Raw genomic sequence first — 25,813 nt, 5'->3', positions numbered from 1 at the left:
TGCACCTATCCTGGAAATAGAACCCGGAACTCCGTACCACCCTGCCGCTGCATTTCCAGGGTTCCCTTCAACTGCCCTACGAAACCTTGAACAAGCTGTAAACCTAACGTTTCAGGTCGAGAAAAATCGATATGATCTGGAATCCCTACCCCATTGTCTTTCATATTCAACTGAATGGTTGATTTTTCTGCTCCTGTAGAAATTGTAAAAAGCTGTAAGTGTATCGATAGATTGTTCTGATTCCTGTCAGGAAACGCATATTTAAGAGAGTTGCTCAATAGCTCATTGATAATTAATCCGCAGCGAATTGCTTTATCAATATCTAGGAAGATGGGTTCAATTTCGGTTCGCAATGCAATCTGCGTGTGGCTGAGGTTGTAAGTACTAAAAAGGTTTGTAACCAGACTGGGAATGTACTCTGCTAAGTTGATGTGGGACAGATCTTCAGATTGATAAAGCTTTTCATGGATCAGGGCAATCGACTCAATCCGACTTTGGCTTTCAAGTAAAGCATTGGCGGCTAGCTGATCCTTTAGTTTTCGGCGCTGTAACCGCAGCAAGCTATAGACAATTTGCAAATTATTCTTAACTCGATGGTGAATTTCTTTTAATAGCACCTCTTTCTCTTTTAGAGACGATTGAAGGCGCTCTTCGGTGTGTTTGAGGTTAGTCACGTCTCGCCCAACGGATTGAAACTCAACAAATTTTCCCTGCTCGTCAAACAGCATTCGATTGTTCCATTGCGTCCAGCGAATTTCACCATCGATAACTACCCGATTTTCAATCATCACCACAGGATTTTCTGGGCTGATTGAAGCAATGAGTTGGACAACGGCTTCTCGATCCTCTTCAAAAATCACGGGCTCATAGCTTCTGCCAATCACTTTCTCTGACTGGACTCCAAAGTAGCGACAGTAGGATTCATTCACAAACACAATGTCACCGTTTGCTAGAAAACGAGCAATCAATTCTGTCTGGTCTTCTACAATGCCACGATAACGGGCTTCGCTGATTTTCAGGGCTTGTTCGGCTTGCTCACGCTCAGCTTCGATGTGCTTGCGTTCAGTAATATCCGTGACTCGCACTAAATTAAAGGTGCGTTCAGCAACGGCAATCGGTTTGGCTGCAATATTGCCCCAAAAAAAGTTTCCTTTGCAGGTTACATACTCAAGTTCCTGGCTCCAAAACCCTGCTGACTGAATTTGGGAGACGATCGCTTCTAACTCATCAGTAGAAAATTGGTATCGCTGCAAAGTATGTCCCTCGATACCAATTAGCTGGGCTTTGTCAGTTGCTTGAAAAAGTTCTACTGCCCGTCGATTGCAATCTACGGTGTGTAGCGTCTGCGGATCAACCAAAAATAAAGCGTCTGCAGATTCGTTAAAAACTGCCTCTCGCAAATCTTTGGTATAGGTGAGTTCTCTTTCAACTTTTTGACGCTCTATAATTTCTTGTTGCAGCGCCCAGTTTGCCACTTCAAGATCTAGCGAACTGGGAATCGCTAATGCTTTGGGCACCAGTGAAAAAAGTGCGATCGCGGTACCTAGAGACACAACGGCTGTGATTGCTTTGACCCCACCCGAGAGCCAGTAGGTTGGATGCCAAAGCGTCCAAACTGACATTAAATGAGAAGTGCCGCAGGCAGTAATGAACGCTGCAAATAAAACAAAGACCCAGTTGAAGGGTAAATCCTTTCGCCGTTGAATGAAACTAGCCAGCGTTAAGGAAATGGAATAGTAAGCGAGGGCGATCGTTGTGTCGGATACGATGTGAAGCCAAACTAATCCAGGTCGCCACAAAAAACAATGCCCGTGAGGAATGAAGCTTCCTGAACTAAAAAGCTCTTTGAGCAGGTCAAGCATAAGCATGTTTCTAGGAGAGAGAGCTCATCTCCACACTATAGACTTTACGGGTGAAACTGTACGAGCGTGTTGTCTTTGCAGAAGATTAGAAGGTTTTAGTCACTCTTACCCATCATCAGAGTGTTGCTACAACACTATTTTTGCCAGGAAAATTTTGGGGCGGGAAGGCAATTACAGCAATTTCTACTTGGATAAACCACATATCCCTGTGGGGGCCGTTCGCGAACTGCCCCTACGCTATGGCTTACCCAGTCAAAATGGCTGTAAATTCTTTCTTTCGACCGAAGTTTATCCCAGTCACCAAAACTACCGTGTTGCTAGTTGTGACTTTAAAGATATGGCTGAAGCAGTCTTCAAGCCTTGCGGGCAGAGGAGAAAATTGTGAATCAAATGAAATCCCTACCAAAACCCCTGCGGGTAGCGCTGTTGCTCATTCCGCTGCTGGTTGTAGTAGGTTTTTTGGGTTATCGAGTTGAAATTGCTTTACCTACTGCTCCACCTAAACTTAGCAGTACGTTTACACCAGTAACACAAGTTTCTTCTCAAGAGATTGGTTCTTATGATTTGTTGGGCTACACGATCAGCAAAGCAGAAGCCGATCGCCTATTACTCACCGAGGAAGGGAAACAGCAGCTTTCTCCTGAAAATGGGGCGATCGCCATCACTCAAAATCTAATTAACTTAGGACGTGATGCCTTTTATCGAGAGACTTTTGGCAATGAGTATTTTTTTACAGATGTAGTCGGTGCGATCGACGGTCCCATTAATCTGGTGAGTATGGGGAAGGCGATCGCAGCTTTGGGAGGCAAACACACCACTAATCTGCAAATTCCCCTGGGCGAAGATGTAACCATTGGCGGACGTAACTTTGCCGCAGGAACCTTGTTAAACACAGGACTAGACGTACCTGCTGGTTCACCCTTTCCTCTAGGAATGCAAACCAAAATTAAAGGTGGCAAAATTCTGTTGTTGCTAACTCTGAGCAACTGGGGCTGGGTGGCACTTCAATTAGCAATATTCCGCCTGATCCAGAGGCAAGTTTGCGAGTGTTGTTGGATCGAGATTTGAGAGAGTTGGCGATCGCCAATAACCAATTCAACGCTGATCTCCAGGCAACTAACGTAGACGGCAGTGGACATGAATATTGGGTTGACTCAAAAGCAGGATTTTCAACCGAAGAGCAAACTGCTCTGATTCAATTTTTGCTGTCAATTGATGACGATCCAGCCGTACTGCCAAATTCAGCACTGGCAGAAAACCAGTAGATACTGCGTGTAGCGAATACTCCCTCATAGGGAGTATTCGCTACTTGCCAAACTTCCAATACCGTTCCTACAAAACAGGCTACAGGAAAAGGAACGCCCTCGAAGGAGGATGCCCTCTTACCTGTAGCCCTCATCTAAAGCTATCTTTTCATCACCTTAAACAGGATTGCTGGATGATTTGTTTGTCCTTATTGGACAAACGAAGGTTGATTAGACAGTTAGAAACGAACGATACCGTAGTAATAGCTGATTGCCAGAACCAGAATTGTGAGAACGCCTATCGCCGTGCTGATGACCAGCACTTGAGAGGATTTTGGATCTGGATCTTGTTTGTTGTTCTTAATTGACTCGCCGGTTACATTAGCAGGGTTGTTAGGATTAGTTGGTTCTTCAGTTCTCATTGGTATTAATATGAAAAACAATGCTTTTCATGCTGGGCTGAAACCTGCAAAACTTCATCTAACTTAGGGACTACTCGGTTTTTGTAGAAGGATTAGAATTTGCTGGAAGAAGGTAGGAAAGCCGACCCGCTTTGCTGGTGCAGAGGAGAGAGTTTGCTGAGTGATTCTTCTGATTCCAGAGCAGGAGGGTTTGGTCAACAATGCCTTGGCAAGAAAGCCTTATGCTGTGAAGCAGGTGAAACAGAGATCTCAACCGATGCATCAAACTCAAGAGCGTCCCAAAGTAGTCATCGTTGGAGCAGGGTGGGCTGGTTTAGGAGCAGCCTACCATCTTGCTCAACAGGGGTATGATGTTACCCTACTGGAGGCAGGAAGGTACCCAGGTGGGCTGGTGGCAGGATGGAAGACAGCCCAGGGGCGATCGATTGAAGCTGGCATTCATGGCTTCTGGTATCCCTACCGCAACATTTTTTCCCTGGTTAAGCAACTCGGTCTAACCCCTTTTACCGATTGGACTCGCTCTTCCCAGTATTCCCCAGCAGGTCTGGAAGTGGAGTCACCTATCTTTCAACAGGAACCTCGGCTACCCACGCCACTGGGCACGTTCTTGTATACACGATTTAAGCGGCTCCCGCTGAGCGATCGCCTCTCTGCCCTACCCTTACTCTATGCGCTGGTCGATTTTGACAACTCAGATGCAGCTTGGCAACGGTATGACCCGGTTACTGCCCGTGAACTCTTTAAGCAATTTGGAGTCTCTGCCCGTCTCTACAAAGAGTCGTTTGAGCCGATGTTATTGGTGGGATTGTTTGCACCGGGAGAACAATGTTCAGCGGCGGCAGCGTTAGGAATGCTGTATTACTTCATCTTGGCTCATCAGCCAGATTTTGACGTGGTCTGGTGTCGCGGTACCGTGGGAGACTTAATTTTTCGCCCCTGGGTTGAGCAAATTGAGCAGAGGGGCGGACGAGTACTGACTCAGCAACGAGTCACCGATTTGATAGTCAAGGCACAGGAAGGGAGAGATACAAGCTCTCAAGTGACTGGTGTGGTTTGTGGGGATGAAGTGTTTGAGGCAGATGCCGTGATTTTTGCTGTCGGAGTGACTGGAATGCAAAAAATTGTGAGTAGCAGTTCGGTGCTTCGGGGATTACCTGAATTTTGCAATCTGATGAATTTGGGTGCGATCGATGTGCTAGCAACCCGGCTTTGGTTTGACCGCAAAGTTCCGGTGCCCTTGCCCTCTAATGCCTGCTTCGGATTTGATAACACGACGGGTTGGACATTTTTTGACCTGAATACGCTACACGATGAGTGGAAAGATGAACCCGGTAGTGTGATTGAAGCAGACTTCTATCATGCTAATCAACTGTTGCCGCTTGATGACGAACAAATCATTGCCAAAGTGCATCAAGATTTAGCAACTTGTGTTCCTCAATTTCACCATGCCAAAGTGATTGATAGCAGTGTTGTGCGGTTGCCTAAAGCGGTCACGCACTTCTCTCCTGGAAGCTACCAATCGATGCTGCCGGGAAAAACAAGTTTGTCTAACCTATTCATGAGTGGGGATTGGATTATTACTCGTCATGGTTCTTGGTCCCAGGAGAAGGCGTATGTCACCGGGTTAGAAGCAGCCAATCGAGTGATTGAGCAGTTTGGAGTGGGGACACCTGCCCCAATTATTGAAGTTGAACCAGATGAACCTCACATCGAATTCGCTCGCACGACAAACCGCGCCTTGCGCGATTGGACCAGCCGACTTCTACCACCTTTGTGGCTCCCTTAGAAGCTTGGGGATGATGAACTAGAATACGTCATCTGTAGTGGCGATCGCAGCATCAATTATATTTTCTCCTGCGAGCAATATCCTTTTTCAACTGTTACTGTCAGTGGCTGAGAGGTTACTGCCGCTCTATGTTGTGCTTTCGTAATCTTCAATAAAGCGTCATCTGGTTTAGAAATAACCGCTTTATAAATGTGCGAATTGAGCAGTTGAAATAGGGAGAGTTTCGCCCCAATCTCTTGATCTTCAGAACTTGGGCAAATGTTTCATACTCTGCTTGCGATCTCAAAATTATCAAAGCCCACCATTTTGTCGTAGAGACGTGCCAATGGCGCGTCTCTACCCAAATTTAATCCTGCAATGGTTGTACTTGCATACCAGATTAGTTTTTCCTTATGCCAGAATAACCTAAATAGTTGGTTAAACAGCAATGACTTGGATATCAGGGAAACAGTTGCAAAACGGTAGATATACTATTCAACGAGTGTTGGCACATGGACGCGTTGGTATCACCTACTTAGCCATCGAACGTAACGGTGACTCGGTAGTCATCAAAACACCGAATGATGAAGCCCTTAGCAAACCAGATGCAGATAGGTTGCAACAAAGTTTTGTCAAAGAAGCAGTAAAGCTAGCCAAGTGCAGACATCCTCACATTGTGAAAGCTGAAGAACCGTTTCAGGAAGACGGCATGTGGTGTATTGCAATGGAGTATGTGGACGGCACAAATTTAGCAGAACGAGCCCAACGAATTTTACCTGAAGCAGATGCATTGAACTACATTCAGCAAATTGGGCAAGCGCTGATTGAAGTTCATAGTAATAATCTGTTGCATCGAGACGTAAAACCACAAAACATTATGATTCGGGCAGGTAGACCAGAAGCAGTTCTCATTGATTTTGGTTTAGCGCGGGAATTTGACCATGATTTGACCTTGACCCGGTCTGAGGAAATAACTGAAGGGTTTGCCCCCATTGAGTTGTATTCTCGCAATGCCGAACGTGGTGCATTTACCGATGTATACTCATTGGCAGCAACGCTGTATGTACTGTTAACGGGTCAAAATCCTGTCAGTGCTAAAGAGCGCAAGCATTCTCATGTGCCGCTGCCTCGACCTAAAGACTTGAACAACCAAATCAGCGATCGCGTCAACCGTGCCATTATGGCAGGCATGGAGTTAGAAGCAGACCAACGGCCCCAATCAATCCAAGCATGGCTTGATCTCTTAGGGATGTCTACTGTCACAACGACAGCGACACCTTCAACCTCCCCCAATCCTCCCGCCCGTGAACAACAGAACTCTACGCTTTTCTGGACAGCTGTAGCAGCAATTGGAACGTTATTAGCTGGGCTAGCTGCATTTATGACCTTCTTTAAACCGTCTCCGACTCCTTCTCCCGGTGCGCCCTCTACCCCGACTTCACCCCCTAGCGTGCAAGTAAAACCTAGCAGCTCAAGTAGTCCAAATCCGTAACTAATCCCGAAGGCGTTGAGCTTATGTTAACAGAATTCTTCATGGTTAAAGCAGCTCGGAAATAGCTGTGCCAGAATTAACTCTAAGGTTGTCTAAAGATCCTGAGCTAACTAGTCATGGTTTGGAACAAAGGGCACAAGTTACGAAACGGTGACTACACAATCGAGCGAGTGCTAGGACGTGGTGGCTTTGGCATCACCTATCTTGCCTTCGATCAAGATGGTCTACCAGTAGCTATCAAGGTTCCAAACGACAGTGTTCAGTACAGTCCTCAGTTTGCCAAATTTCAGGAAGATTTTATGCGGGAGGCACTGCGACTAGCGCGGTGTAAACATCCTCATATTGTGCAAGTCGAAGATGTGTTTCAAGAAGACCAGCTTTGGTGCATGGTCATGGAGTACATCGAAGGTGAGACTCTGGCAGATTACATTGCTCAACAGGGTGCTTTACCAGAAACCGAAGCGTTGCAATACATTCGACAGGTGGGTGAAGCGCTCGCAACTGTCCATCACAATAGCTTGCTTCACCGAGACATTAAACCACGAAACATCATGTTGCGTGCAGGTGAGTCAGAAGCAGTTTTGATTGATTTTGGTATTGCTCGTGAGTTTAAGTCTGACCAGACTGTAACTCATACAGAGCAGATGTCTGAAGGGTTTTCCCCAATCGAGCAATATTTCAAGCGGCGGAGACGGGGTGCTTATACGGATGTTTACGCTCTCGCAGCTACCTTGTATGTGCTTTTAACTAATGTTAATGTCCACGATTTACCTACAGCTTTGGATCGAGCAGACGGAGTAGAGCTGATACCGCCAAAGGAAATTAATCCTGTGGTAAGCGCTCGCATTAATCGGGCCATTCTCAAAGGTATGGAGCAACAAGCCGAAAACCGCCCTCAATCTGTCAAAGAGTGGCTTGAAATGTTGGAAAATTCAACTACCCAGCTAGTTTCCCCAAGCTCAGTTCAAGAGAAAACTGAAACTATATCTTATGAAACTAGAACTGACAAGAAGCAATCAGATGTTGTTTCTTCTAATAACAATGACCAAAGTACATTCTGGAGCCGTTGTACCGAAAAAGCTATCAAGGTAATCATGTACTCCCAGGAAGAAGCTCGGCGTTTGGGTCATAACTATGTAGGTACAGAACAAATTCTCTTAGGGCTAATAGGTGAGGTAACTGGTGTCGCAGCCAAAGTGCTGAAGTCAATGGGAGTTAATCTAAAAGATGCCAGAATTGAAGTAGAGAAGATTATTGGTCGAGGTTCCGAGTTCGTAGCCGTTGAAATTCCACTCACTTCTGACGCTAAACGAGTCTTAGAATCCAGCCTTGAAGAAGCAAGGCTATTAGGACATAACTACATCGGTACAGAACATTTATTGCTGGGATTAGTTCGAGAAGAAGAAGGAGTAGCTGCGCGAGTACTAGAAAATTTAGGGGTTGATTCGTCGGAGGTACGTAGACAAGTTCTGCGTATGCTAGAAGCAATAAAAGAGCCAGAAAACGATAAGTTTCCGTCGTTTAATCGTTATACCGAAAAAGCTATCAAAGTAATCATGCTCTCTCTGGAAGAGGCTCGACGCTTGGGTCATAACTATGTAGGCACAGAACAAATTCTCTTAGGGCTAATAGGTGAGGTAACTGGTGTCGCAGCCAAAGTGCTGAAGTCAATGGGAGTTAATCTAAAAGATGCCAGAATTGAAGTAGAGAAGATTATTGGTCGAGGTTCCGGGTTCATAGCCGTTGAAATTCCATTTACTCCTGCAGCTAAACGAGTTTTAGAATTAACTACCGAAGAAGCAAGGCTATTAGGACATAACTATATTGGTACAGAACATTTATTGCTGGGATTAGTTCGCGCAGAAGGTGGAGTAGCCGCGCGAGTACTAGAAAATTTAGGGGTTGATTTGACGGAGGCGGAGGTACGCGAACAAGTTCTGCGTATGCTAGAAGCAATAAAAGAACCAGAAAACGATAAGTTTCCGTCGTTTAATCGTTACACCGAAAAAGCTATCAAGGTAATCATGCTCTCCCAGGAAGAAGCTCGGCGTTTGGGTCATAACTATATAGACACAGAACAAATCCTCTTAGGGCTAATAGGTGAAGGAACTGGTGTTGCAGCCAAAGTGCTGAGGTCAATGGGAGTTAATTTAAAAGATGCCAGAATTGAAGTAGAGAAGATTATGGGTCGAGGTTCCGGGTTCGTAGCCGTTGAAATTCCATTCACTTCTGACGCTAAACGAGTTTTAGAATTAAGCACTGAAGAAGCAAGGAAATTAGGGCACAACTATATTGGTACAGAACATTTATTGCTGGGATTGGTTCGCGCAGAAGGTGGAGTGGCAATGCAAGTTCTAAAGAACTTAGGCGTTGACTCATCACTCATTCCGAGACAAATCATGCAAATACTTGGTGAGATCCTTTAGGGGCATTACTAAACTGAAGTTTGACAACGATAGGAACTGTAAATTCTGTTTTACCAAACCTATATGAATTAAACCGCTAGAAAACGTTGAATTACTTCATTGCTCAACTCGCTGATGGGGACAGAGGCGACAATGCGCCCTTTTGCATGGTGTAGTAGCAATCAGCCTGACGAATGAAGTGTAAATAGTTTTCGATGGGAGGAGCAATCGCCGCTCACTATGTGGGTACGCAAAATGGACTCACGCGTTACAAAACTGGTGTTGCTGAGAGCTGCTACCCCGATCGCTGCTCCCAATCCTGAGGACAAGCAACTGCTAGAAAATCTGATTCAGGCTGTTTTAGCAGACTCCGCCACCTGTGCTTATGCGTTTGTGCAAAAAGCATTTCATCAACCACTGAGTCAGGAACGGCTTGAGTTTTATGCTGAGATGGGAACGGTTGCCTCGTTACGGGCGTTGGTACGGACACTAGAAGAATTGTGCGATCGCAATCTGGTTTCAGAGGTGAGTAACCTTCAAATTCCGACGCTAATTTGTCATGGAGTCCACGATACTGTTGTTTCGATCGCAGCAGGTGAAGCCTAACAGCAACTCATCCAAGGGGTAAAACTCTTGCGGTTTGAGGAAAGCGCTCATGGCACATTTTTTGAGGAACAAGACCGTTTGGCTCAAGAATTACTCAACTTCATCAGCTAAGTACCAGTAGGGTGTGTTAGGCAAAGCCGTAACGTACCGCAGCTTTTAGAATGGTGTGGTACGCTGCACTAACCCACCCTAAGAAAATCGCAGCTTATTTAATCCACGATCTTAAGCGATCGCCATACTCCGATCGCACGGCTCATCAAAATCGATAATTGGACCCTTGGGCACAATTTGGTTTGGATTGATATCAGTCATGCTCTTGTAATATCCGCGTTTTACATGATCTAAGTTACAGGTTGCCTTGAACTCAGGACGCTGATAGAGATCCTTCAGATAATTCCAAAGGTTTGGATAGTCGAGGATTCGTCGTAAGTTGCATTTAAAGTGACTGTAATACACGGTGTCAAAGCGATACAGCGTCGGAAACATACAGACATCCGCTTCCGTGAGGCGATCGCCACACAAATACCGCTGCTGGCTCAGAACCGTTTCCCAATGATCTAAATGCTCGAAGAGTTCAACTACTGCCTCTTCATAGGCTGCTTGTGAAGTGGCAAAACCAGCCCGATATACTCCAGCATTGACTGGCAGATAAAGTGCGTCGATTGTTTCATCAATTTTTTGTTGAAGGTCACGTGGATACAAATCAATTTTCTGTGTTGCCAATGCTGCAAACTCTACGTCAAACATTCGCATGATTTGGCGAGATTCGTTGTTTACGATGGTTTGAGTTTGCTTATCCCACAACACTGGAACCGTAACTCGCCCGGTGTATTTTGGATTTGCTTTCACATAAATTTCTTGCAGGTATTGAGCATGATTCACCGAGTCAGGAATAGCTCCCGCTGCTTCAGAAAATGCCCAGCCTTTCTCGCCCATGATCGGATCGACAATCGAGACTGAAATAGCAGCATTCAATCCCTTAATCTCTCGCATAATGAGGGTGCGATGTGCCCACGGACAACCTAAAGCAATGTAGAGGTGATAGCGCTCTGCTTCGGCTCTAAACCCGCTTGACCCATCAGCAGTGACGCGATCGCGAAACGTCGTCGGTATTTCCTTGAACTTACCGCTGGAATCAGATTGATTCCCATGGGCTGTCCACTTGCCTGCGATCATCATGCCTGTAGCCATAATTTTCTCCTAACCATAATGGTTTAACATCAAATGTTTTTGGTAATTTACGGATAGTTTTTGATAAGAATGCGATCGGATTGCCATCAGCGTCACCGTTAAACCGATCAATCCAGTGAGTGTAAATAAAAGCGCAATTCCGCGATCGGTTCCTGTGCCAAACCAACCGCCCAACAGATCTACACCTGCACCTGTTGTCATAAACGGAATGAAGATAAATTGGGCGATCGGACCAATCATAAAAGCGGTGAGGGGTGAGGCGGCTTGTTCAATGCTTTGGGCAAAGCCGAATACTCGTCCCTGACGTTCAAGTGGAATTACAGTTTGAAGGATGGTTTGTTCCGCAGCTTCAACGACTGGAATCAGGCAGAGATACCCAAACATACCGACGGACAGCAGAATAATAGATGCCTGAATCGTGAAGAAAGTGGCAATAACCCACATCACGATGTTAGTTAGAAATAATGTTCGCAGAGGGCTTTTCCCTAAGCCATTTCTGGCAACCCATAGCCCGCCTACGATGAAGCCTAAGCTCAAGAATCCCCATAAAATGCCCCAGACCTGTACTGAAACGAGTGATAGACCATAGGCATCCATCAGTGCCATGAAGACTCCGCCTAAGAAGTTGTTAAAGCAATTGAAGAAAATTAATGCAAATAGTCCAGGAATTAAACGAATGACGCGAATTGTGCCACGAATATCAATCTGATTTGCGTGAGTTTCAGTATAGATAATTCTCTGTTCGGGAATAGACATTGTCCCTAAATGCAGAATGGTAAGAAGCGTCAGTCCGATCGCAAAAATCAGCATCCAAGATACGCCGAGAAATCCGATCACCATTCCACTGAAGATAGAAGCAACTAGAAATGCAACTCCATTCGCGGTACCTACTAGACCATTTGCCTTGTCCCGTTCTGCTTCAGAAATTAGGATTGTCACCAGTGTAGGTAAGGCAATGGTGCGAAGGTTACCAGCGATCGCTCCCACTAACGCAAGAATGATGAATCCCCAAAGAACCATACTGGCAGGATCAGTAAAAGCAGAGGTCGGAGTAAAAATAAAAATGAGGTAGGCAAGGATATATAAAAAGAGAGAACAAATGCTTGAAAGCATCATCACTGTTTTCTTCTTATATCGATCGACCAGCGACCCCAGGAAGAATCCAGAGATGGCTACCGTTCCTACATAGATTCCTGCCATCGTTGATGTAGCTAGCACAGATTTGGTTTGCAGATACACCCAGAAGGTGACTGCAAACCAAACAAATGTGTTGGTCAGCGATGCCACCAGTGAGTTTGCCAGAATAGCGTAAAACAGTTTTGTCATAAAATGTTTGCAGGTAATGATGTAAGACTCAAAAGCCCTCGTCTTCATTCTCTACCCATACATTGTTTTCTGTGGCTAGCTATAGCCCTCTAAGAGTAGCGATCGCCCCTTTTCTTTACTTCACCCAATCGATTCACCCAATCGAATGAAGTGAGTTTTTAGAACTGTAATTGACTTACTGGGCGATCGCTGCTGGTTGAGAAAAGGACTGCTGTTCAACGCCAGCCTACTTTACAGCAATTGCCTTAAAGAAGGTGTAGTTGAAGGTGCCGTTTTCCTCTGCTGTAGCGTACAAATCAGTAATGCCTTGCTCCCAGGTCTTGAGATCGATTAATTTCTGCTGTAAAGCTTGTTCTTTTGCTCCTGCTACCATTGCAGTGAAGGTATTTTTAGTAAATCCTTCTACCCATTCGGGTCTACTCGAATCGACATAAACTTGACGAGGTGTGACTCGGATGTTTTGAAATCCGGCTTGCTTGAGTAATGGATACAACTGTCTGCCAATGAGAGAATTGCCGCCCATACGAGCCTGAAGTTCTATTAGGCAGGCGATCGCCTGCTGAGCATATTCGCTGTCTGGATAAAAATAGGCAGATGCATGATCACCCTCTATTACGGTGAGTGTTCCGCCAGGTTTCAAAACTCGCTTCAATTGTTGTAGGGCTGCTAATGGCTGTTGCAGATGTTCTAACACAAAGCAAACGAAGATGTGATCAAAGTAGCTTGCTTCAAACGACAGGTTGAGAATATCATCTGTGCGAAAACTAACATTGGATATTCCTTGTTGAGCCACAGCAGCCTGTGCCGCCTCAACTGATGCAGGAGAAATGTCTACTGAGATAAACTGTGTTTTGGGATTATTCTGCGCCAGGATAACAGTTTGCGCTCCTACGCCACATCCCGCTTCCAGCACTAGAGCACCTTTGGGATAGAGCGTATCGTGATGCAGTAATTCAGCAAGGGTATTAGCCTGGTCAAGCAAACGCTCGTTCTCTCGGACTGAATATCCGTGAACATAGTCTTGTCTAGTCATAACTCCTCGCCACGCTACGATTAGCGGTTAATTCACTGCATCTTCAACAGTTGCGATCGCCTCCCAGTCTACAGCGATGTCAAACTTGCGTAAAGGGTAGCCATCCCTTGGGGTTCGTGGCTGTATTTGCCACTGTGTTTGGGTTGATAGGTTTCGTTATATAAACACAGGCTATTGGGATGTTTCATCCCAAACTGCATCATTTTGCGGTGCGCTTCCCCTCGGAAAAACTGTTTCAGGTCTTGTTCTGAACGCCAATAGCTAACCATGATGACTTCATTCGGGCTGCAAATTCCCGCTTTCACCTGGACACACCCTTCTGCCTGGGTGGTGGAGTTTTTGATCCACTGCAGGTTTTGCCACATCCAGAGAAACCCTGTGCGATCGCGTGTCAACATTCCATTCACAAAGACAACTGCTTGAGGATGTTCTGGCAAATCAACCTGATAGATGGAGTATCCCTTAGCACTCATCATATTTAGGCTCCTTGGCAAGACCCATTAAAGATATATGTTCATCTGAGAATATTCACTAAATTGAATATAAAATACATGATATACTCACTAAATTGAATATGTCAACTCCTTCATGTCTCTCACCTATGCCATCTTGTCTGCCCTGGTTGGTGCCCCCAGCAGCGGCTATGACCTTGCCAAACGGTTCAATCCCTCAATGGAGGGATCGGTAGGGTTTTTCTGGAATGCTAGCTTCCAACAAATTTACCGGGAGCTAAACCGCCTGGAAGAGAAAGAGTGGCTGCAAGCCAAATCAGTGCAGCAGGAAAATCGCCCTGATAAACGCATCTACAGCATCACACCTGTGGGTGAGCAACAGTTGTGTCAGTGGATTTCTGAGCTGGAAGAAATGACACCGATTAAAGATGAGTTATTGGTGAAGCTTTTTGTGGGGCATTTGGTGCCTCGCCAAACCCTGTTGTCAAAACTGGAGAACCATCGACAGCAGCATCAGCAGCGATTGGCGATTTATCAGGAGATCAAGTACCAGTACTTTCAGGAGCCGCAAGCACTATCGGAGGCTCTCAAGTTTCAATACATGACGTTGCTGCGCGGAATTCACCACGAAACAGGTTGGCTATCCTGGTGTGATGAAATCATGCCGCTGCTAAAATAGGTCGGTGGTACAAAGAAGAAGTATTTAATGAGTTCTATAGGCTTTCGGAGTCATGCCTGTGAACTGGCGAAACTGTTTGCTCAGGTGACTGTGGCTGTTAAACCCACATGAAAAGGCAATATCCATAATGGATTGATCCGTTTGCTTCAACAGTTGCTTTGCTCGCTCTATTCGCTGCTGAAGCAAGTATTGATAGGGAGCAATGCCAATGGATTGCTTAAACTGGTGGCTAAAGTGGAATTGGCTCATGCCTAATAATGTTGCTAAGTCGGCAAGCTTAACATCCTGATCTAAGTGGTCGTTAATATAGTCCAGGACTCGCAGCAGTTGATGCTGGGTTAATCCACCTTCATAGATCGTGAGGTGAGGACGAGTCACGGCATATTGCCTGAGCAAATGCACTGCTAACACATTGGTGAGTGAATCAATGTAGAGTTTTCCGCCTAAACTTTCTTGCTGGAGTTCTCCCAGTAACATCAGGGCGATCGCCTCAATCTGCGGATCTCGTGCTCGAAACTTGGGAATCAACTCCAGGTGATCAGGATTAATATCCAGAGTTTCTTGAGCAATAGTTTGAATAAAACTGGACGCGAGGCGAATCTCTAAAAACAGATCTTCACTATCCCAACGAGCAAAGAGCGGTATCTTAGCAGGTGTGATAGAAATATCGCCCTTCCCATATAGGCTGGTATAAGTTTTGCCCCCTTTGATATGCATAAAGCGAACTGGACGGGGGGCGAGCGACATACAAATCGTATGTTCGTCATCAAACAGGCACAGTGCCTCACCTGCCGGATGTTGATGCTGCTTCACTAGAATGTTTTCCCAACCCCGATTTTGACTGGACAAGATGGGTGCGTAGATTGCTTCAGTCTGCTGCACGGTTGGAATACTCATTGGAAAGGCGCAATATTCTGTATTTTGACTCTCTACTCCTAGAATACCTGCTGCTGAGCAACCTGAAAGCTAACCGCAAGATTTTGATAGTGTCACAGGAATTAGATAGTTAAACGCAGCAGCATTTCTCTAAGTTGAAAGAGTAACGAAGCAGCGAAGCTTTGCAAGTCAGGAGAATCATCAATATGGCACATGTATTGCATCTGGATTCTAGTCCACGCAGCGAACGCTCTCACTCTCGTCGGATGACCCGCGAATTTGTTGAGCAGTGGAAACAAGCTCACCCGAAGGATACAGTTACCTATCGAGACATTGGACATCATCCTGTTCCCTATATAGATGAACTCTGGATTGCTGCTGCTTTCACATCACCCGAACAGCGCACACCCGAACAGTGGGAAGCTATCCGCCTCAGCGATCAACTAGTGGATGAGTTCTTAGCGGCAGATATTTATGTGATTGGCGTTCCCATGTATAACTTCAGCGTTCCTGGTGCGTTCAAGTCCTACATTGACCAGATTGTGCGAATAGGGCGAACCGTTGCGTTTGAACCCAATGGTTCTGCCAATGCCTACAAGCCACTGGTGTTAGGCAAGAAAATGTTTGTGGTTGAAGCACGAGGGGATTCGGGCTTTCAGCTTGGTGGAATTTACGAAAATATGAATCACCATGACCCTTACCTCGTTACCGTTTTTGGGTTTATAGGCATCACAGATATCAGTTTTATCCATGTAGAAAATGATGAACATGGCGGTCAAAAGTTAGTAGAATCGATCGCAGCAGCTCGCACCAAGATCAGTGAGCTAATTGCTGCATAGGGCGTAACACCAGATCGGGAACCCGAAACAATGATTGATAAGCTAGCACTGCACCCCCTACCGCAGATGCATCTTCACCGAATGAGGAGATCTCAAACTTAGCTTTAGGATTGCTGAAGAAACCTTGTTCACCCTGGCGAGGCATCTCGTCTCGTAGCCGGGTCATCAGTGAATCTTTGACATAAGGAAACAGGACGGTGAGTGGTCCGCCCAGCACAATTTGTTCTGGATTGAGCAGGCTGACGACGCTGATTAATCCTCGTCCCAAGTTTTCTGCCCAATCTTGGACTACGGTGTGGGCGATCGCCTCTCCCTGTTCCAACTGTTCCACCAGTTCTGATAGGTTAGTGGCTTTGCCGCCCTGTTTCCAATAGCGGTCTAGCAAGTCTTCTTTGCCTACCCGGTGACCGCACTCACTTGCGTTGTCTTGCCCTGGTGGATCACTCATCAGGGCACTGATTTCTCCAGCCGTACCATACGCCCCGCGAAACACACGGTTATTGAGGATAATGCCGCTACCAATACCTCGGTTAATCAAAATATAGAGCAAGCTAGAGCTTTGCATCGCGCTACCCAGATAGACTTCGGCTAGTGCAGCAGCATTGGCATCGTTATCGACAAATAAAGGTAAATCGAGATGGGGTTGCAGATAGCGGCGTAAATCTACCCCAGACCAGTTGAAAAACGGGGCACGAATCACCACACCATCCAGGTTTAATACTCCTTGAATCGAGAGTCCAATTCCTCTCAAGCGAGAATCACGCGATGGATTTGCCTGACGAACCTGATCGATCAACTGCATTAGTTGCGGTAGTACCAGTTCTGGTACTGTTTCGACGAGCGGTTGCTGCACTTTTGCCACAATTTGAGCTGCCAAATTTAGCATCACAACGGTCAAATGTTCTACTTCGATCGCCGCTCCGATAAAAAATGCCCCTTCTGGATTGAGCATCAAGCCTCTACCAGGGCGACCTCCTCCTCGGCTCACCGAGAACTCACCGCTCTCTCGAACTAATTTCTGGGCAATCAGTTCAGCGGTGATAACAGTGACGGTGGAGCGGGTCAGTCCGGTTAATCGCGCCAGTTCAGCCCGTGAAATGGGAGCATGGCAGCGCAACAGTTCCAGTAATCGGGCTATGTTGATTTGCTTGAGTAAACCGGAATTGGTCGGGGCAAATTGGGGAGAAGCGATCGCCATACCAAAATTTATTTTGATCCAGTTTGTTTTTCTAACAAACAAATTAGCATAGCTTTTATAGCGATCTTAAATCAGTTGTGAGGGCAGTTCGATAAGTGAACTTATTGAAACTCACTTATCTTCTGCATGGTTTGGGACTGCTATATCTGACGTTTAGCAGGGTGAAGTGATGCAGTGCATTTCGAGTTCGGAGACACAAAACTTAGACGGGCAAGCCCTCAATCAGTTAATTGCGCCTTCTCCACCTTATGCCGCTTTGATTTTTGACTGTGATGGCACTCTCGCCAATACGCTGCCAGTGCATTGTCAAATCTGGATGGCTGCCTTTCGCAAGTTTGGTGCAGAGGTGCCAGAGGCGTGGTATTACGAACGGACAGGACTTCCTGCTGGAGAGTTAATTGCAGCGTTTAACCAGAGCTTTGGCTACACGATTGACGAGAACATGCTTGGTGCAGAGCGGCAGAAACACTTTGCTGAGTTGATTCACCAGGTGCAAGAGGTCGATGCAGTAGCAGCGATCGCACGGGCAAACTCTGGCAAAGTGCCAATGGCAGTGGCTTCTAATGGGCAAAAGTCGATTGTGGAGCCTACGGTTGAAGCGATTGGGCTGCGATCGCTCTTCCACACGATTGTCACACTCGATGATGTCTTAATTGGAAAACCTGCTCCAGACCTGTTTCTACTGGCAGCTGAAAGGATGGGTGTTGAACCTGGTGAATGCATTGTCTATGAAGACAGCGATACGGGGCTAGAAGCGGCACGACGGGCAGGAATGCGGTGGGTTGATGTGCGGGTACTTTGGAGAGAATCATGAGTTCAAAGTGGTTGGAATGGAGCCAACAGCTTCAGGCGATCGCCCAGAACGGATTTGCTTATTGCCAAAATCCCTTTGACCTTGAGCGGTATGAGCAAGTGCGTCAACTTGCCGCTGAAATTATGGCAGCGCATACCGGGGTAGAGCCAAGCTTTGTATATTCCCTCTTCGAACAGGAGGAAGGATATGCAACGCCTAAAGTTGACGTGCGGGGTGCCGTATTTCGAGAAGACAAAATTTTGCTGGTAAAGGAGCGGGAAGATGGCCGCTGGACGCTTCCGGGTGGCTGGGTTGATGTGGGCGAATCACCGAGTCAGGCAGTTGAGAGAGAAGTGTATGAGGAATCGGGCTATCAGACAAAGGCGACCAAATTGTTAGCCCTGTTTGACCGCAACCACGCTCGTCATGGGCACCCGCCATTCCGTCATCATGTTTACAAACTCTTCTTTCACTGTGAAATCTTGGATAGTGGAATCTTAGACAGTGAAATCTTGGATAGTGCACTGCAAGAGAGTCACAAAAGTGAAAATCACGAAACAGAGGCAGTTGCCTTTTTTGCAGAACACCAAATTCCAGAACTATCCCTCACCCGCGTTATGCCAACCCAGATTGCTCGGTTGTTTGAGCATTTGCGCCATCCGGATTGGGCAACTGATTTTGATTAATCTTGAGAGCGCTTCGATCTGCGATTTCTCTAAGAGGTCACAGAGCTGAAACCTCTACGTTAATGTGTGGATGATCGAGAGTCGTTTATGAAATCCAAATCTTTTCCCGCCTGGGTTGGTATTGCTCTGGCGTTTTATGCTTTTATTGCGATCGCCATTGCAGAGAGCGGTTTAGGGGTGCTGCTGCCCTCTATCCTAGCTGCCTACAACCTGACTCCGGCAACGGTAACAATTCTGTTTTTTAGCCAAATTAGTGGCTATTTTGTCGCAGCACTCACCAGTAGTTTGTTGAGCGATCGCATGGGTCTAACTCGGATGGTTTTACTGGCAGCCATCTGTGTAACTAGTGCGCTCTGTATCTATGCTTCAACCCCTCATTGGATTGTCATGGTGATCACGGGAACGCTGCTGGGACTGGGAGTTGGACTGATTGATGCAGGCATTAACACCTTTATGTCTCACAAGCAGGGCAGTGCCAATTTGATGGGACTACTTCATGCCTTTTATGGCATTGGCGCACTTGCGGGGCCAGCGATCGCAACCACTTTGCTCACCTTGGGGATAAATTGGCGATCGGCTTATTGGCTCTTTGCTGGAATCGTAGCGCTGTTAGTCGCTGGAATGCTCTGGGCCTCACAGCGTCATCCGCTCCTGGATTTACCGACTTCTCCTCACCAAAGTGCTGGAGGCAATCTTCGTCAGTCCCTGAAGACACCTGTTGTACTGGTTGCAGGTCTATTTCTGTTGCTTTATGTGGGCACAGAAGCAGCGATCGGTATTTGGGCATACTCGGTGCAAACGATTGGGCGAGATACCCCTGTGGCGATCGCAGGCTATAGCGTCACTGCCTACTGGTTAGGGCTAACCATCGGACGCTTGAGTATGGGGCAACTGATGAAACCGATCGGGGCAACTCGGCTGATTGACTATTCACTCATCTTACTGATTGCAGGTTTGTTGATTTGGTGGCTGTTTCCCCATCAACTCTGGAGCTTGCCCTTGCTTGGGTTTGCCCTGTCAGCCATTTTTCCCACTACTATTTGGTTGATGCCACGTCGAGTGCCTGCAGCGATCGTGCCAGCGGCGATCGGTTTTTTGACCAGTATGGGCAGCATTGGAGCGGTGAGCATTCCCACGGGGATTGGCTGGATAGCGGACAAAGCAAGCCTGGAGATTGTGCCAGTGGTGATGTTGCCACTGGCTGTTTTAATGGTGATACTACATCGATGGTTAGTGAAAAACACAGAACTCATTGCAGATACCCAATCGGTTTAGCAAAATGCAAACATCAATCCATCAGCTATGAATATAAACGTTCGAGAAGAAGTTGCTTCTGATGTGGCAGACATCAGGGCATTGATAGTCGCCGCATTTCTCAATGCCCCTCATACTAGCCATACGGAGCAGCTTATTGTTGATGCTTTACGTAACTCAGGGGATCTGGCTATTTCTCTTGTTGCTGAGGTTGATGGACGAGTCGTCGGACATGTTGCGATATCTCCAGTTTCCAATTCTGACGGCAGCCAGAATTGGTATGGGCTTGGGCCGATCTGTGTAATTCCTAAACATCAAGGTCTTGGCATTGGGTCACAGCTCATGAGGCAGGCATTAGCCAGTCTGTGCGATCGCGGTGCATCTGGATGTGTAGTGCTGGGCAACCCTGAGTACTACAGTCGCTTTGGTTTTAAGGCAGAACCAAATCTTGTCCTCCCAGAAGTGCCACCTGAATACTTCCAAGCCATTTCTTTTGATGGACGAATACCCAGTGGACTTGTTTCATACCATAAGTCATTTAATGGATAGTAACAAGTTTGGCAAAGTATAGGTACAAGCAGACACTATGGCAGCAAGTGATCAGGACAGGCAACAGATTGCAGCAATACTTGAGCAGTATCGCTGTGGTTTTGCCGTATTGAATGCAGAACAGCTCAAAGCTATTTGGGATCAAGATTATGAAAATATCCTTTATATTGCTCAAGAAGCAGCTCTACCGATGCGGGGTTGGGCAAAGGTCAGACAGTATTATGAAAGCGTGACTGAGTCTATAAAACAGGTCAGGACGATGACGGTTAGCGATTTGTCGATTGATGTTTTTAGGGATGTTGCCTACGCTTTTTGCACATTTCACTTTGAGGGTGAGGTTGAGGGAAATTCACTTCGTATTGCCAATGGGCGAAACACCTTTATTCTGCACCGTAAGAACGAAATGTGGAAGGTGATTCACTATCATGAGTCTGCTCCTGGTCCCGTGTAGATTGCTTGAACTATTCTCAGCAGCATTGGCGTATTGGTGCTACCAGACCGAAGGGCGATCGCCAATGCATATCAAGCATTCGATGAGAGCGATAACTTAAAAGATGAGTCTTAGCGGGTTGCTGTCAGACAACTCGGTGACAAATTTGCAGTGGTGACTGCCAAGTTAAACCCCTGAGTTTAGACGAGACAGGCGATCGCAAACTTACAAACATTTCAATCCTTTTTCACCCTCAAGTTTGCGATCAAAGTAACTGTTGGGCTTGGTATCTAACCCAATCACCGGGATACTTCCTGTTGAATTGCTGAGTCCATCTCTTCTAAAGTAGCAGCACCCATACCAGGACGATGCAATAGCCCTGATAGGGTTTCAACGGAGACATTCAAAGGAATGATTTTAACTTGCCCTTCATCATCGATTACAAAAGCGACCTGACTGCAGTTGCTAATTTTAGATAGTCCCGAATTTCCTTCAGGATCGTCACCTGACCTTCATTAGTAATGGTTACATTATCCATCATTCTTAGGAACTGTTTGTAAACGTTGATTAAGTTGCTTTAGATTTCCAAGTTCGTTGGTTGTTTGTGAGTCTGCGAAGCATTAATCGAATCATCACGATATAAATCATGCCTTCATGATTTTCAGGCAATCGCTCATAGTCACGAGTCAGGATGCGAGCGTTGTCTAACCATGACCATGTCCGTTCAACAATCCATCGCTTCGGTTCTAATTGAAATCCTTTTGCCTTGTCTGGACGCTGGCTAATTTCCAGTTCAACTTGCCGTCCGGCTTGAGCAAAAAAATGAGTCAGTAGTGCGCCTAAATCTCCTCGATAGCCCTTATCTGCCAGGATTTTGACAATCCGCCCATACATCTGCAGCACCCAAACCAATACACCTGGTGCTGCCTTGACATCAGCGATATTGGCAGCAGTCACATAGCATCCCAGCACTAAGCCCAGCACATCCACAACGATATGACGCTTGCGTCCTTTTACCTGTTTGAACCCATCAACTCCCTGTTCTTCCCCCCTTTTTGTCCCAATTTCACCGACTGGCTATCGATAATCACTAAACTCGGTTGGGCTTGTCGTCCTTCCTGAAGCCGTACCTCTCTCACGAGGGCTAGGTTGATTTGTTCCCACACACCCAATCTGACCCACAAGCGGTAATATCCATAGACTGTTTGCCAGGCTGGAAAATCACGGGGTAAGGCTCGCCATTTGATGCCGTTATCCGCACGGTAAAAGATAGCGTTGAGAACCTCTCGCAAATCCACTTCCCGCCCTTTGCCAACTGGTTTTGCTGCTGGTAATAGCGGTTCTATTTGTTGCCATTCTGGGTCAGTTAAGTCACTGTTGTAAACTGGCTGACTCATGAGTTTGAAGAAATTATTTAGCTCTCTTAGATATCGCTTATTCCTTACCTCATCAACTAATTCCTTAGCACTTGTTTACAAACAGCTTCTTAAGCCTTGACTCATATTCCTTGCATATATTGTAAGCGTATCTTGTAAGAGATGCCCATCGGAGGCATTTCTGTTAACTTGTGAAGGAAAACCATAATCAATCGCAAGTTTATTTAAGTCTTGCCGGAGAAACAGGTGATAGAAGAAACAAAAGCACCTACAAAAGCCTTTATCAGCTATAGCTGGGACTCAGAAGATCATAAAGAACGTGTGTTTGCGTTGGCAAACACGCTACGAAAACCTTGGGGAATAGAAGCTGATATGGATGAGTACGTTAGAGCTAAACCTCCATATACTCCAGAGCAAGGATGGGATCTATGGATGGAAAAAAGGATTGAATGGGCTGAGTTCGTACTGATAGTTTGTACGGAAACATATAAACGGCGATTCAGGGGAGATGAAGAGCCAGGAATTGGGCGAGGCAGTACCTGGGAAGGAACAATCATCAGGCAACACCTTTATAACAACCAAATGAGAAACACCAAATTTATTCCTGTTGTGTTTTCTGCCCAAGACCTAATCCATGTTCCTTCCATTCTCAATGGGAATGATAAGTATGTCCTTGAAGAGGAAAAAAGCTTTAGAGAACTGTGTTATCGCCTTAGGAAAGAGCCGGTTGTTGCAATACCAGACATTGCAACAGCGAAATTACAAGCACCTCTTGAACCAAAGTTTTTTTCTCCTTAAAAACCGCAAGCAGATCCTCCACCAATTTTTCTAGATATTGCTGAAATTCAAGATCAAAATGCTGCTCAGCAAGAAGTGGAGCAACAAAAACAATCGGCAGATACTTTAACAGAAGACTGTACTCGGCGGGAGGAATTACTAGAGGCAAAGAAATGGAAAGAGGCGGATGAGCAAACTAAAAAGCTTCTTTTGGTGAATAATCAAAATAATTCCTTAACGGCTCCTGAAATTAGACAGCTTCCTTTGGATTTTCTTGATATCATTGATCAGCTTTGGATGAAATATAGTGATGGGAAGTTTGGGCTAAGAGTTCAGCGACAGTTATGGCAAAATATCCTGGAGCCAGAGAAACCCGCTTTAAGATATTTGCTAAAAAGGTAGAGCCATTGACTGACTCGCAAGCATGGAATCGATTTGGATGCTTAGTTGGCTGGCGTAGCACTGATGAAAAACTACTGCCGGACGCGAAGCTTGATTTCTCGATGAAAGCTCCTTTGGGTTGTTTTCCTCGGACTCGATTGTGGCTACGTGGAGGACATGGAAATACTGTGAAGCAGTTTGTTGCCTTGATGGAGCGAGTGCACAATTAGAGTGAGATGTATAACAAAGCAGAAATGTGATAACTGGAGCTAGGTTTGAGACATGACGAAGATGAGCTATTACCGCTACCGCACTCCAACCAAGGCATTTCTGTTAGCCTATGGAAAGAGTTTATAATCGACCCAACAAGTCCACTCAAACCTCATCGGAGAACTAGGTGTCAGAGGAAGCTATTAAGATCTTTTACTCCTATTCGCGCAAAGACCTAGATATGCGGAGTGCTTTGGAAGATCATTTGTCTGCTTTGAGAAGAGCAAACAGAATTAGAACTTGGCATGACCTTGAACTTGAACCCGGTACTGAATGGGAGCGAGACATTCAGAATCAACTTGATACAGCAGATATCATTCTTCTACTGGTTAGTAGAAACTTTATTGCTTCCGAATACTGCTATGGTACAGAACTGAAACGGGCGATCGCACGGCATAACGAGGGAACAACGCGTGTGATTCCCATCATTCTAAGTTCATGCGATTGGAACCACCCGGATGTACCTTTTAGTAAGCTGAATGTTCTCCCAACTCATGCAAAACCGATTAAAAGCTGGTCAGACCCAGATGAGGCATTCACGATTGTGGCTCAGCGAATTCGGGAGACGGTCAATCAGTTAATTGACAAAAAGCGGACTGAGCAACAAAGGCAAATTCAGCTAGAGCAACAAATCCGAGTAGAAGAACGGTTCTCTAAGAAAGAGTTACAAGAGTGCGACTCAGCTAAAATTCTTTTTATTAAAAATGTTAAAGATCCAGAACGATGGGCTTATTCGTTAGATCGAATAGAACAATCAGAAAATAGAATTTTTGAATTGATGTGGCGGATAGGCAGTCATGGAGCCGATCGCCCCAAAGCAGGAGACCTGATGATCTTGCATCAGCGTGCAAAAGTCACTCATGTTGTTGAGTTTCTAGATGATCAAGTCCGTCAAACGAGTTCAGGCTCTTTCCGTTGGGTTAGAATTGTATGGATTGCTGAACAAGATTGGAATCAGCTTCCTCATCAAAAGGAGGTTTTAGGATTTAGTCCTAACTATGCTGATGGCAATACTCATTCCTTAAACAGCCCCAATTTTTCTACTTTCCGAGAAGCCTGGAGTAGCTTGGAGGACTTTCAGAAGCACATTGTTACATACTTAATCCCTGAAGTTTCTACGACTAAAAGTGCTCCACAAGGAAACTATACTCAGTTGGAGGCTCTGCTGAAGGGGGGAAAGTGGAAAGAGGCAGACCAGGAAACTGCTAAGCAGATGTGTGAAGTTATGGGGCGAGAGGAAGGCTGGTTACGAGTTGAAGATCTTGAACGGTTTCCCTGTGCTGACCTCCACGCGATTGATCGGCTGTGGGTCAAGTATAGTAACGGTAAGTTTGGATTCAGTGTTCAGAAGCAGATTTGGCAAGAATGCGGTAGACCAACCAGATACGTACAAGACTGGGAGAAGTTTGGCGATCGCGTTGGATGGCGAAGTGGAGAGAATTGGCTTCACTACCACGAATTATTGTTCGAGACACAACGTGCGTCGAGAGGGCATCTCCCGTATTTGGGGGTTGGTGCGGTGTTGGGTGAGAGGAAATGGGGTGATCGTTCTTATGAAATGATTTGGGGATTTGAGTTTCTTCTCACACATCTAGACTTGTAAACCCTGGCATTTAACGGTTTTAGACATTTCGCAAGATTGATTACTATGACTATTTGTGACTAAACATTGACGTTCTAGCAATTTATTACTTGGTACAGCACTGCCCGACTGTACCGAAGATTAGCTTGTAGTAGACTTCCTGCACGAATATAAAGTGAGTGTGACAGTTGAGGATCGCAGCGAAGCAAGATAGCTTCTGAATAGAAGCTAATGTCAGAAGCAGATATGCGATATAACGAGTTGGAGCATCTATCGAAGCGCCACTTTAAGCGCTTGTGTGGGGTCAACCGTGAAACGTTTAGCG

General features: G+C 45.9%; 25 protein-coding genes and 2 pseudogenes. 16 read left to right on the top strand and 11 right to left on the bottom strand.

Going from position 1 to position 25,813, the window contains the following annotated elements:
- Positions 1–5: 5 nt before the first annotated feature.
- The gene (locus tag H6F88_RS11350) at positions 6–1,868 is read right to left on the bottom strand and encodes a histidine kinase dimerization/phosphoacceptor domain -containing protein (RefSeq protein ID WP_190642858.1); all 1,863 of its coding nucleotides are present in this window, start codon (positions 1,866–1,868) and stop codon (positions 6–8) included.
- A gap of 375 nt (positions 1,869–2,243) precedes the next feature.
- On the opposite strand from H6F88_RS11350, the gene H6F88_RS11345 reads away from it, so the two are divergent.
- Entirely contained in the window at positions 2,244–2,930 is a 687-nt protein-coding gene (locus tag H6F88_RS11345; RefSeq protein WP_206756439.1) for a hypothetical protein, read from the top strand.
- Complete coding sequence (locus H6F88_RS11340) at positions 2,909–3,127, top strand: hypothetical protein (RefSeq protein ID WP_190642856.1); 219 nt, start codon at positions 2,909–2,911, stop codon at positions 3,125–3,127. The genes H6F88_RS11345 and H6F88_RS11340 overlap by 22 nt, the downstream gene beginning before the upstream one ends.
- Before the next feature lie 218 nt (positions 3,128–3,345).
- Here H6F88_RS11340 and H6F88_RS11335 read toward each other — a convergent pair whose 3' ends face one another.
- Complete coding sequence (locus H6F88_RS11335) at positions 3,346–3,528, bottom strand: hypothetical protein (protein WP_190642855.1); 183 nt, start codon at positions 3,526–3,528, stop codon at positions 3,346–3,348.
- A 256-nt stretch (positions 3,529–3,784) separates the two neighbouring features.
- On the opposite strand from H6F88_RS11335, the gene H6F88_RS11330 reads away from it, so the two are divergent.
- The 3 genes from H6F88_RS11330 (at position 3,785) to H6F88_RS34415 (ending at position 9,211) form a co-directional block, all read left to right on the top strand.
- Positions 3,785–5,314, top strand: a complete 1,530-nt coding sequence (locus H6F88_RS11330) for an FAD-dependent oxidoreductase (RefSeq protein ID WP_190642969.1) — start codon at positions 3,785–3,787, stop codon at positions 5,312–5,314.
- 427 nt (positions 5,315–5,741) lie between these two features.
- Entirely contained in the window at positions 5,742–6,785 is a 1,044-nt protein-coding gene (locus tag H6F88_RS11325) for a serine/threonine-protein kinase (protein ID WP_190642854.1), read from the top strand.
- A gap of 116 nt (positions 6,786–6,901) precedes the next feature.
- The gene (locus H6F88_RS34415; protein ID WP_347277691.1) at positions 6,902–9,211 is read left to right on the top strand and encodes a Clp protease N-terminal domain-containing protein; all 2,310 of its coding nucleotides are present in this window, start codon (positions 6,902–6,904) and stop codon (positions 9,209–9,211) included.
- A gap of 68 nt (positions 9,212–9,279) precedes the next feature.
- Here H6F88_RS34415 and H6F88_RS33300 read toward each other — a convergent pair.
- Positions 9,280–9,407: pseudogene (locus tag H6F88_RS33300) on the bottom strand (ABC transporter ATP-binding protein); the annotation flags it as partial.
- Positions 9,408–9,445: 38 nt separating this feature from the next.
- On the opposite strand from H6F88_RS33300, the gene H6F88_RS11310 reads away from it, so the two are divergent.
- Positions 9,446–9,796, top strand: a complete 351-nt coding sequence (locus H6F88_RS11310; RefSeq protein ID WP_190642853.1) for an alpha/beta hydrolase — start codon at positions 9,446–9,448, stop codon at positions 9,794–9,796.
- A 222-nt stretch (positions 9,797–10,018) separates the two neighbouring features.
- Here H6F88_RS11310 and H6F88_RS11305 read toward each other — a convergent pair whose 3' ends face one another.
- The 4 genes from H6F88_RS11305 to H6F88_RS11290 form a co-directional block, all read right to left on the bottom strand.
- Positions 10,019–10,987: a glutathione S-transferase family protein gene (locus H6F88_RS11305; protein WP_190642852.1), complete on the bottom strand. Its 969-nt coding sequence runs from the start codon at positions 10,985–10,987 to the stop codon at positions 10,019–10,021.
- A 9-nt stretch (positions 10,988–10,996) separates the two neighbouring features.
- Positions 10,997–12,313, bottom strand: coding sequence for an MFS transporter (locus H6F88_RS11300; protein WP_190642851.1), 1,317 nt, complete (start codon positions 12,311–12,313; stop codon positions 10,997–10,999).
- Between the two features lie 226 nt (positions 12,314–12,539).
- A complete protein-coding gene (locus H6F88_RS11295; protein WP_190642850.1) occupies positions 12,540–13,346 on the bottom strand; it encodes a methyltransferase domain-containing protein in 807 nt (268 codons plus the stop codon).
- 68 nt (positions 13,347–13,414) lie between these two features.
- Positions 13,415–13,822, bottom strand: coding sequence for a DUF4188 domain-containing protein (locus H6F88_RS11290; protein ID WP_190642849.1), 408 nt, complete (start codon positions 13,820–13,822; stop codon positions 13,415–13,417).
- Between the two features lie 112 nt (positions 13,823–13,934).
- On the opposite strand from H6F88_RS11290, the gene H6F88_RS11285 reads away from it, so the two are divergent.
- A complete protein-coding gene (locus H6F88_RS11285) occupies positions 13,935–14,477 on the top strand; it encodes a PadR family transcriptional regulator (protein ID WP_190642848.1) in 543 nt (180 codons plus the stop codon).
- A gap of 24 nt (positions 14,478–14,501) precedes the next feature.
- On the opposite strand, the gene H6F88_RS11280 is transcribed toward H6F88_RS11285, so the two are convergent.
- Positions 14,502–15,374 carry a helix-turn-helix domain-containing protein gene (locus tag H6F88_RS11280; RefSeq protein WP_190642847.1) on the bottom strand — a complete coding sequence of 291 codons (873 nt, stop codon included), beginning with the start codon at positions 15,372–15,374 and terminating at the stop codon, positions 14,502–14,504.
- A 185-nt stretch (positions 15,375–15,559) separates the two neighbouring features.
- Here H6F88_RS11280 and H6F88_RS11275 point away from each other — a divergent pair, with 185 nt between their 5' ends.
- Positions 15,560–16,192 (top strand): FMN-dependent NADH-azoreductase, encoded by a 633-nt coding sequence (locus tag H6F88_RS11275; RefSeq protein WP_190642846.1) that lies wholly within the window; start codon positions 15,560–15,562, stop codon positions 16,190–16,192.
- On the opposite strand, the gene H6F88_RS11270 is transcribed toward H6F88_RS11275, so the two are convergent.
- Positions 16,170–17,390 (bottom strand): ROK family transcriptional regulator, encoded by a 1,221-nt coding sequence (locus H6F88_RS11270; RefSeq protein WP_190642845.1) that lies wholly within the window; start codon positions 17,388–17,390, stop codon positions 16,170–16,172. The two genes, H6F88_RS11275 and H6F88_RS11270, sit on opposite strands and share 23 nt — an antisense overlap.
- A 169-nt stretch (positions 17,391–17,559) precedes the next feature.
- Between H6F88_RS11270 and H6F88_RS11265 the strand changes: the two genes are divergently transcribed.
- From H6F88_RS11265 to H6F88_RS11245, 5 genes are all read left to right on the top strand, one after another.
- Positions 17,560–18,204 carry an HAD family phosphatase gene (locus H6F88_RS11265; protein WP_190642844.1) on the top strand — a complete coding sequence of 215 codons (645 nt, stop codon included), beginning with the start codon at positions 17,560–17,562 and terminating at the stop codon, positions 18,202–18,204.
- Positions 18,201–18,869, top strand: a complete 669-nt coding sequence (locus tag H6F88_RS11260) for an NUDIX hydrolase (protein WP_190642843.1) — start codon at positions 18,201–18,203, stop codon at positions 18,867–18,869. The genes H6F88_RS11265 and H6F88_RS11260 overlap by 4 nt, the downstream gene beginning before the upstream one ends.
- A gap of 87 nt (positions 18,870–18,956) precedes the next feature.
- Complete coding sequence (locus H6F88_RS11255) at positions 18,957–20,144, top strand: MFS transporter (protein WP_190642842.1); 1,188 nt, start codon at positions 18,957–18,959, stop codon at positions 20,142–20,144.
- Positions 20,145–20,171: 27 nt separating this feature from the next.
- Entirely contained in the window at positions 20,172–20,672 is a 501-nt protein-coding gene (locus tag H6F88_RS11250) for an N-acetyltransferase (protein ID WP_190642841.1), read from the top strand.
- A gap of 37 nt (positions 20,673–20,709) precedes the next feature.
- On the top strand, positions 20,710–21,123 hold the full coding sequence (locus H6F88_RS11245) for a nuclear transport factor 2 family protein (RefSeq protein WP_190642840.1): 414 nt from the start codon (positions 20,710–20,712) through the stop codon (positions 21,121–21,123).
- Positions 21,124–21,401: 278 nt separating this feature from the next.
- Here the strand turns inward: H6F88_RS11245 and H6F88_RS34410 are convergent.
- Both H6F88_RS34410 and H6F88_RS11235 read right to left on the bottom strand, forming a co-directional pair.
- Positions 21,402–21,640: pseudogene (locus H6F88_RS34410) on the bottom strand (AbrB family transcriptional regulator).
- A 29-nt stretch (positions 21,641–21,669) separates the two neighbouring features.
- Positions 21,670–22,499, bottom strand: a protein-coding gene (locus H6F88_RS11235) for an IS5 family transposase (protein ID WP_242050503.1) whose coding sequence is annotated in 2 segments (ribosomal slippage) — positions 21,670–22,163 and positions 22,163–22,499 — 831 coding nt in all. Because the reading frame shifts where the segments join, the coding sequence is not laid out codon by codon here.
- A gap of 210 nt (positions 22,500–22,709) precedes the next feature.
- Here H6F88_RS11235 and H6F88_RS11230 point away from each other — a divergent pair.
- From H6F88_RS11230 to H6F88_RS34405, 3 genes are all read left to right on the top strand, one after another.
- Positions 22,710–23,276, top strand: a complete 567-nt coding sequence (locus H6F88_RS11230; protein ID WP_190642839.1) for an SEFIR domain-containing protein — start codon at positions 22,710–22,712, stop codon at positions 23,274–23,276.
- A 75-nt stretch (positions 23,277–23,351) separates the two neighbouring features.
- On the top strand, positions 23,352–23,657 hold the full coding sequence (locus H6F88_RS33295) for a GUN4 domain-containing protein (protein ID WP_190642838.1): 306 nt from the start codon (positions 23,352–23,354) through the stop codon (positions 23,655–23,657).
- A 376-nt stretch (positions 23,658–24,033) separates the two neighbouring features.
- Positions 24,034–25,509: a GUN4 domain-containing protein gene (locus tag H6F88_RS34405; protein ID WP_190642837.1), complete on the top strand. Its 1,476-nt coding sequence runs from the start codon at positions 24,034–24,036 to the stop codon at positions 25,507–25,509.
- Positions 25,510–25,813 lie beyond the last annotated feature (304 nt).

Origin of the sequence: Oculatella sp. FACHB-28 (assembly GCF_014696015.1) — a bacterium.
Taxonomy (GTDB): Bacteria; Cyanobacteriota; Cyanobacteriia; order Elainellales; family Elainellaceae; genus JAAUTN01.
Note: the sequence above shows the minus strand (reverse complement) of the source record. Positions and strands in the feature narration are given on the sequence as shown.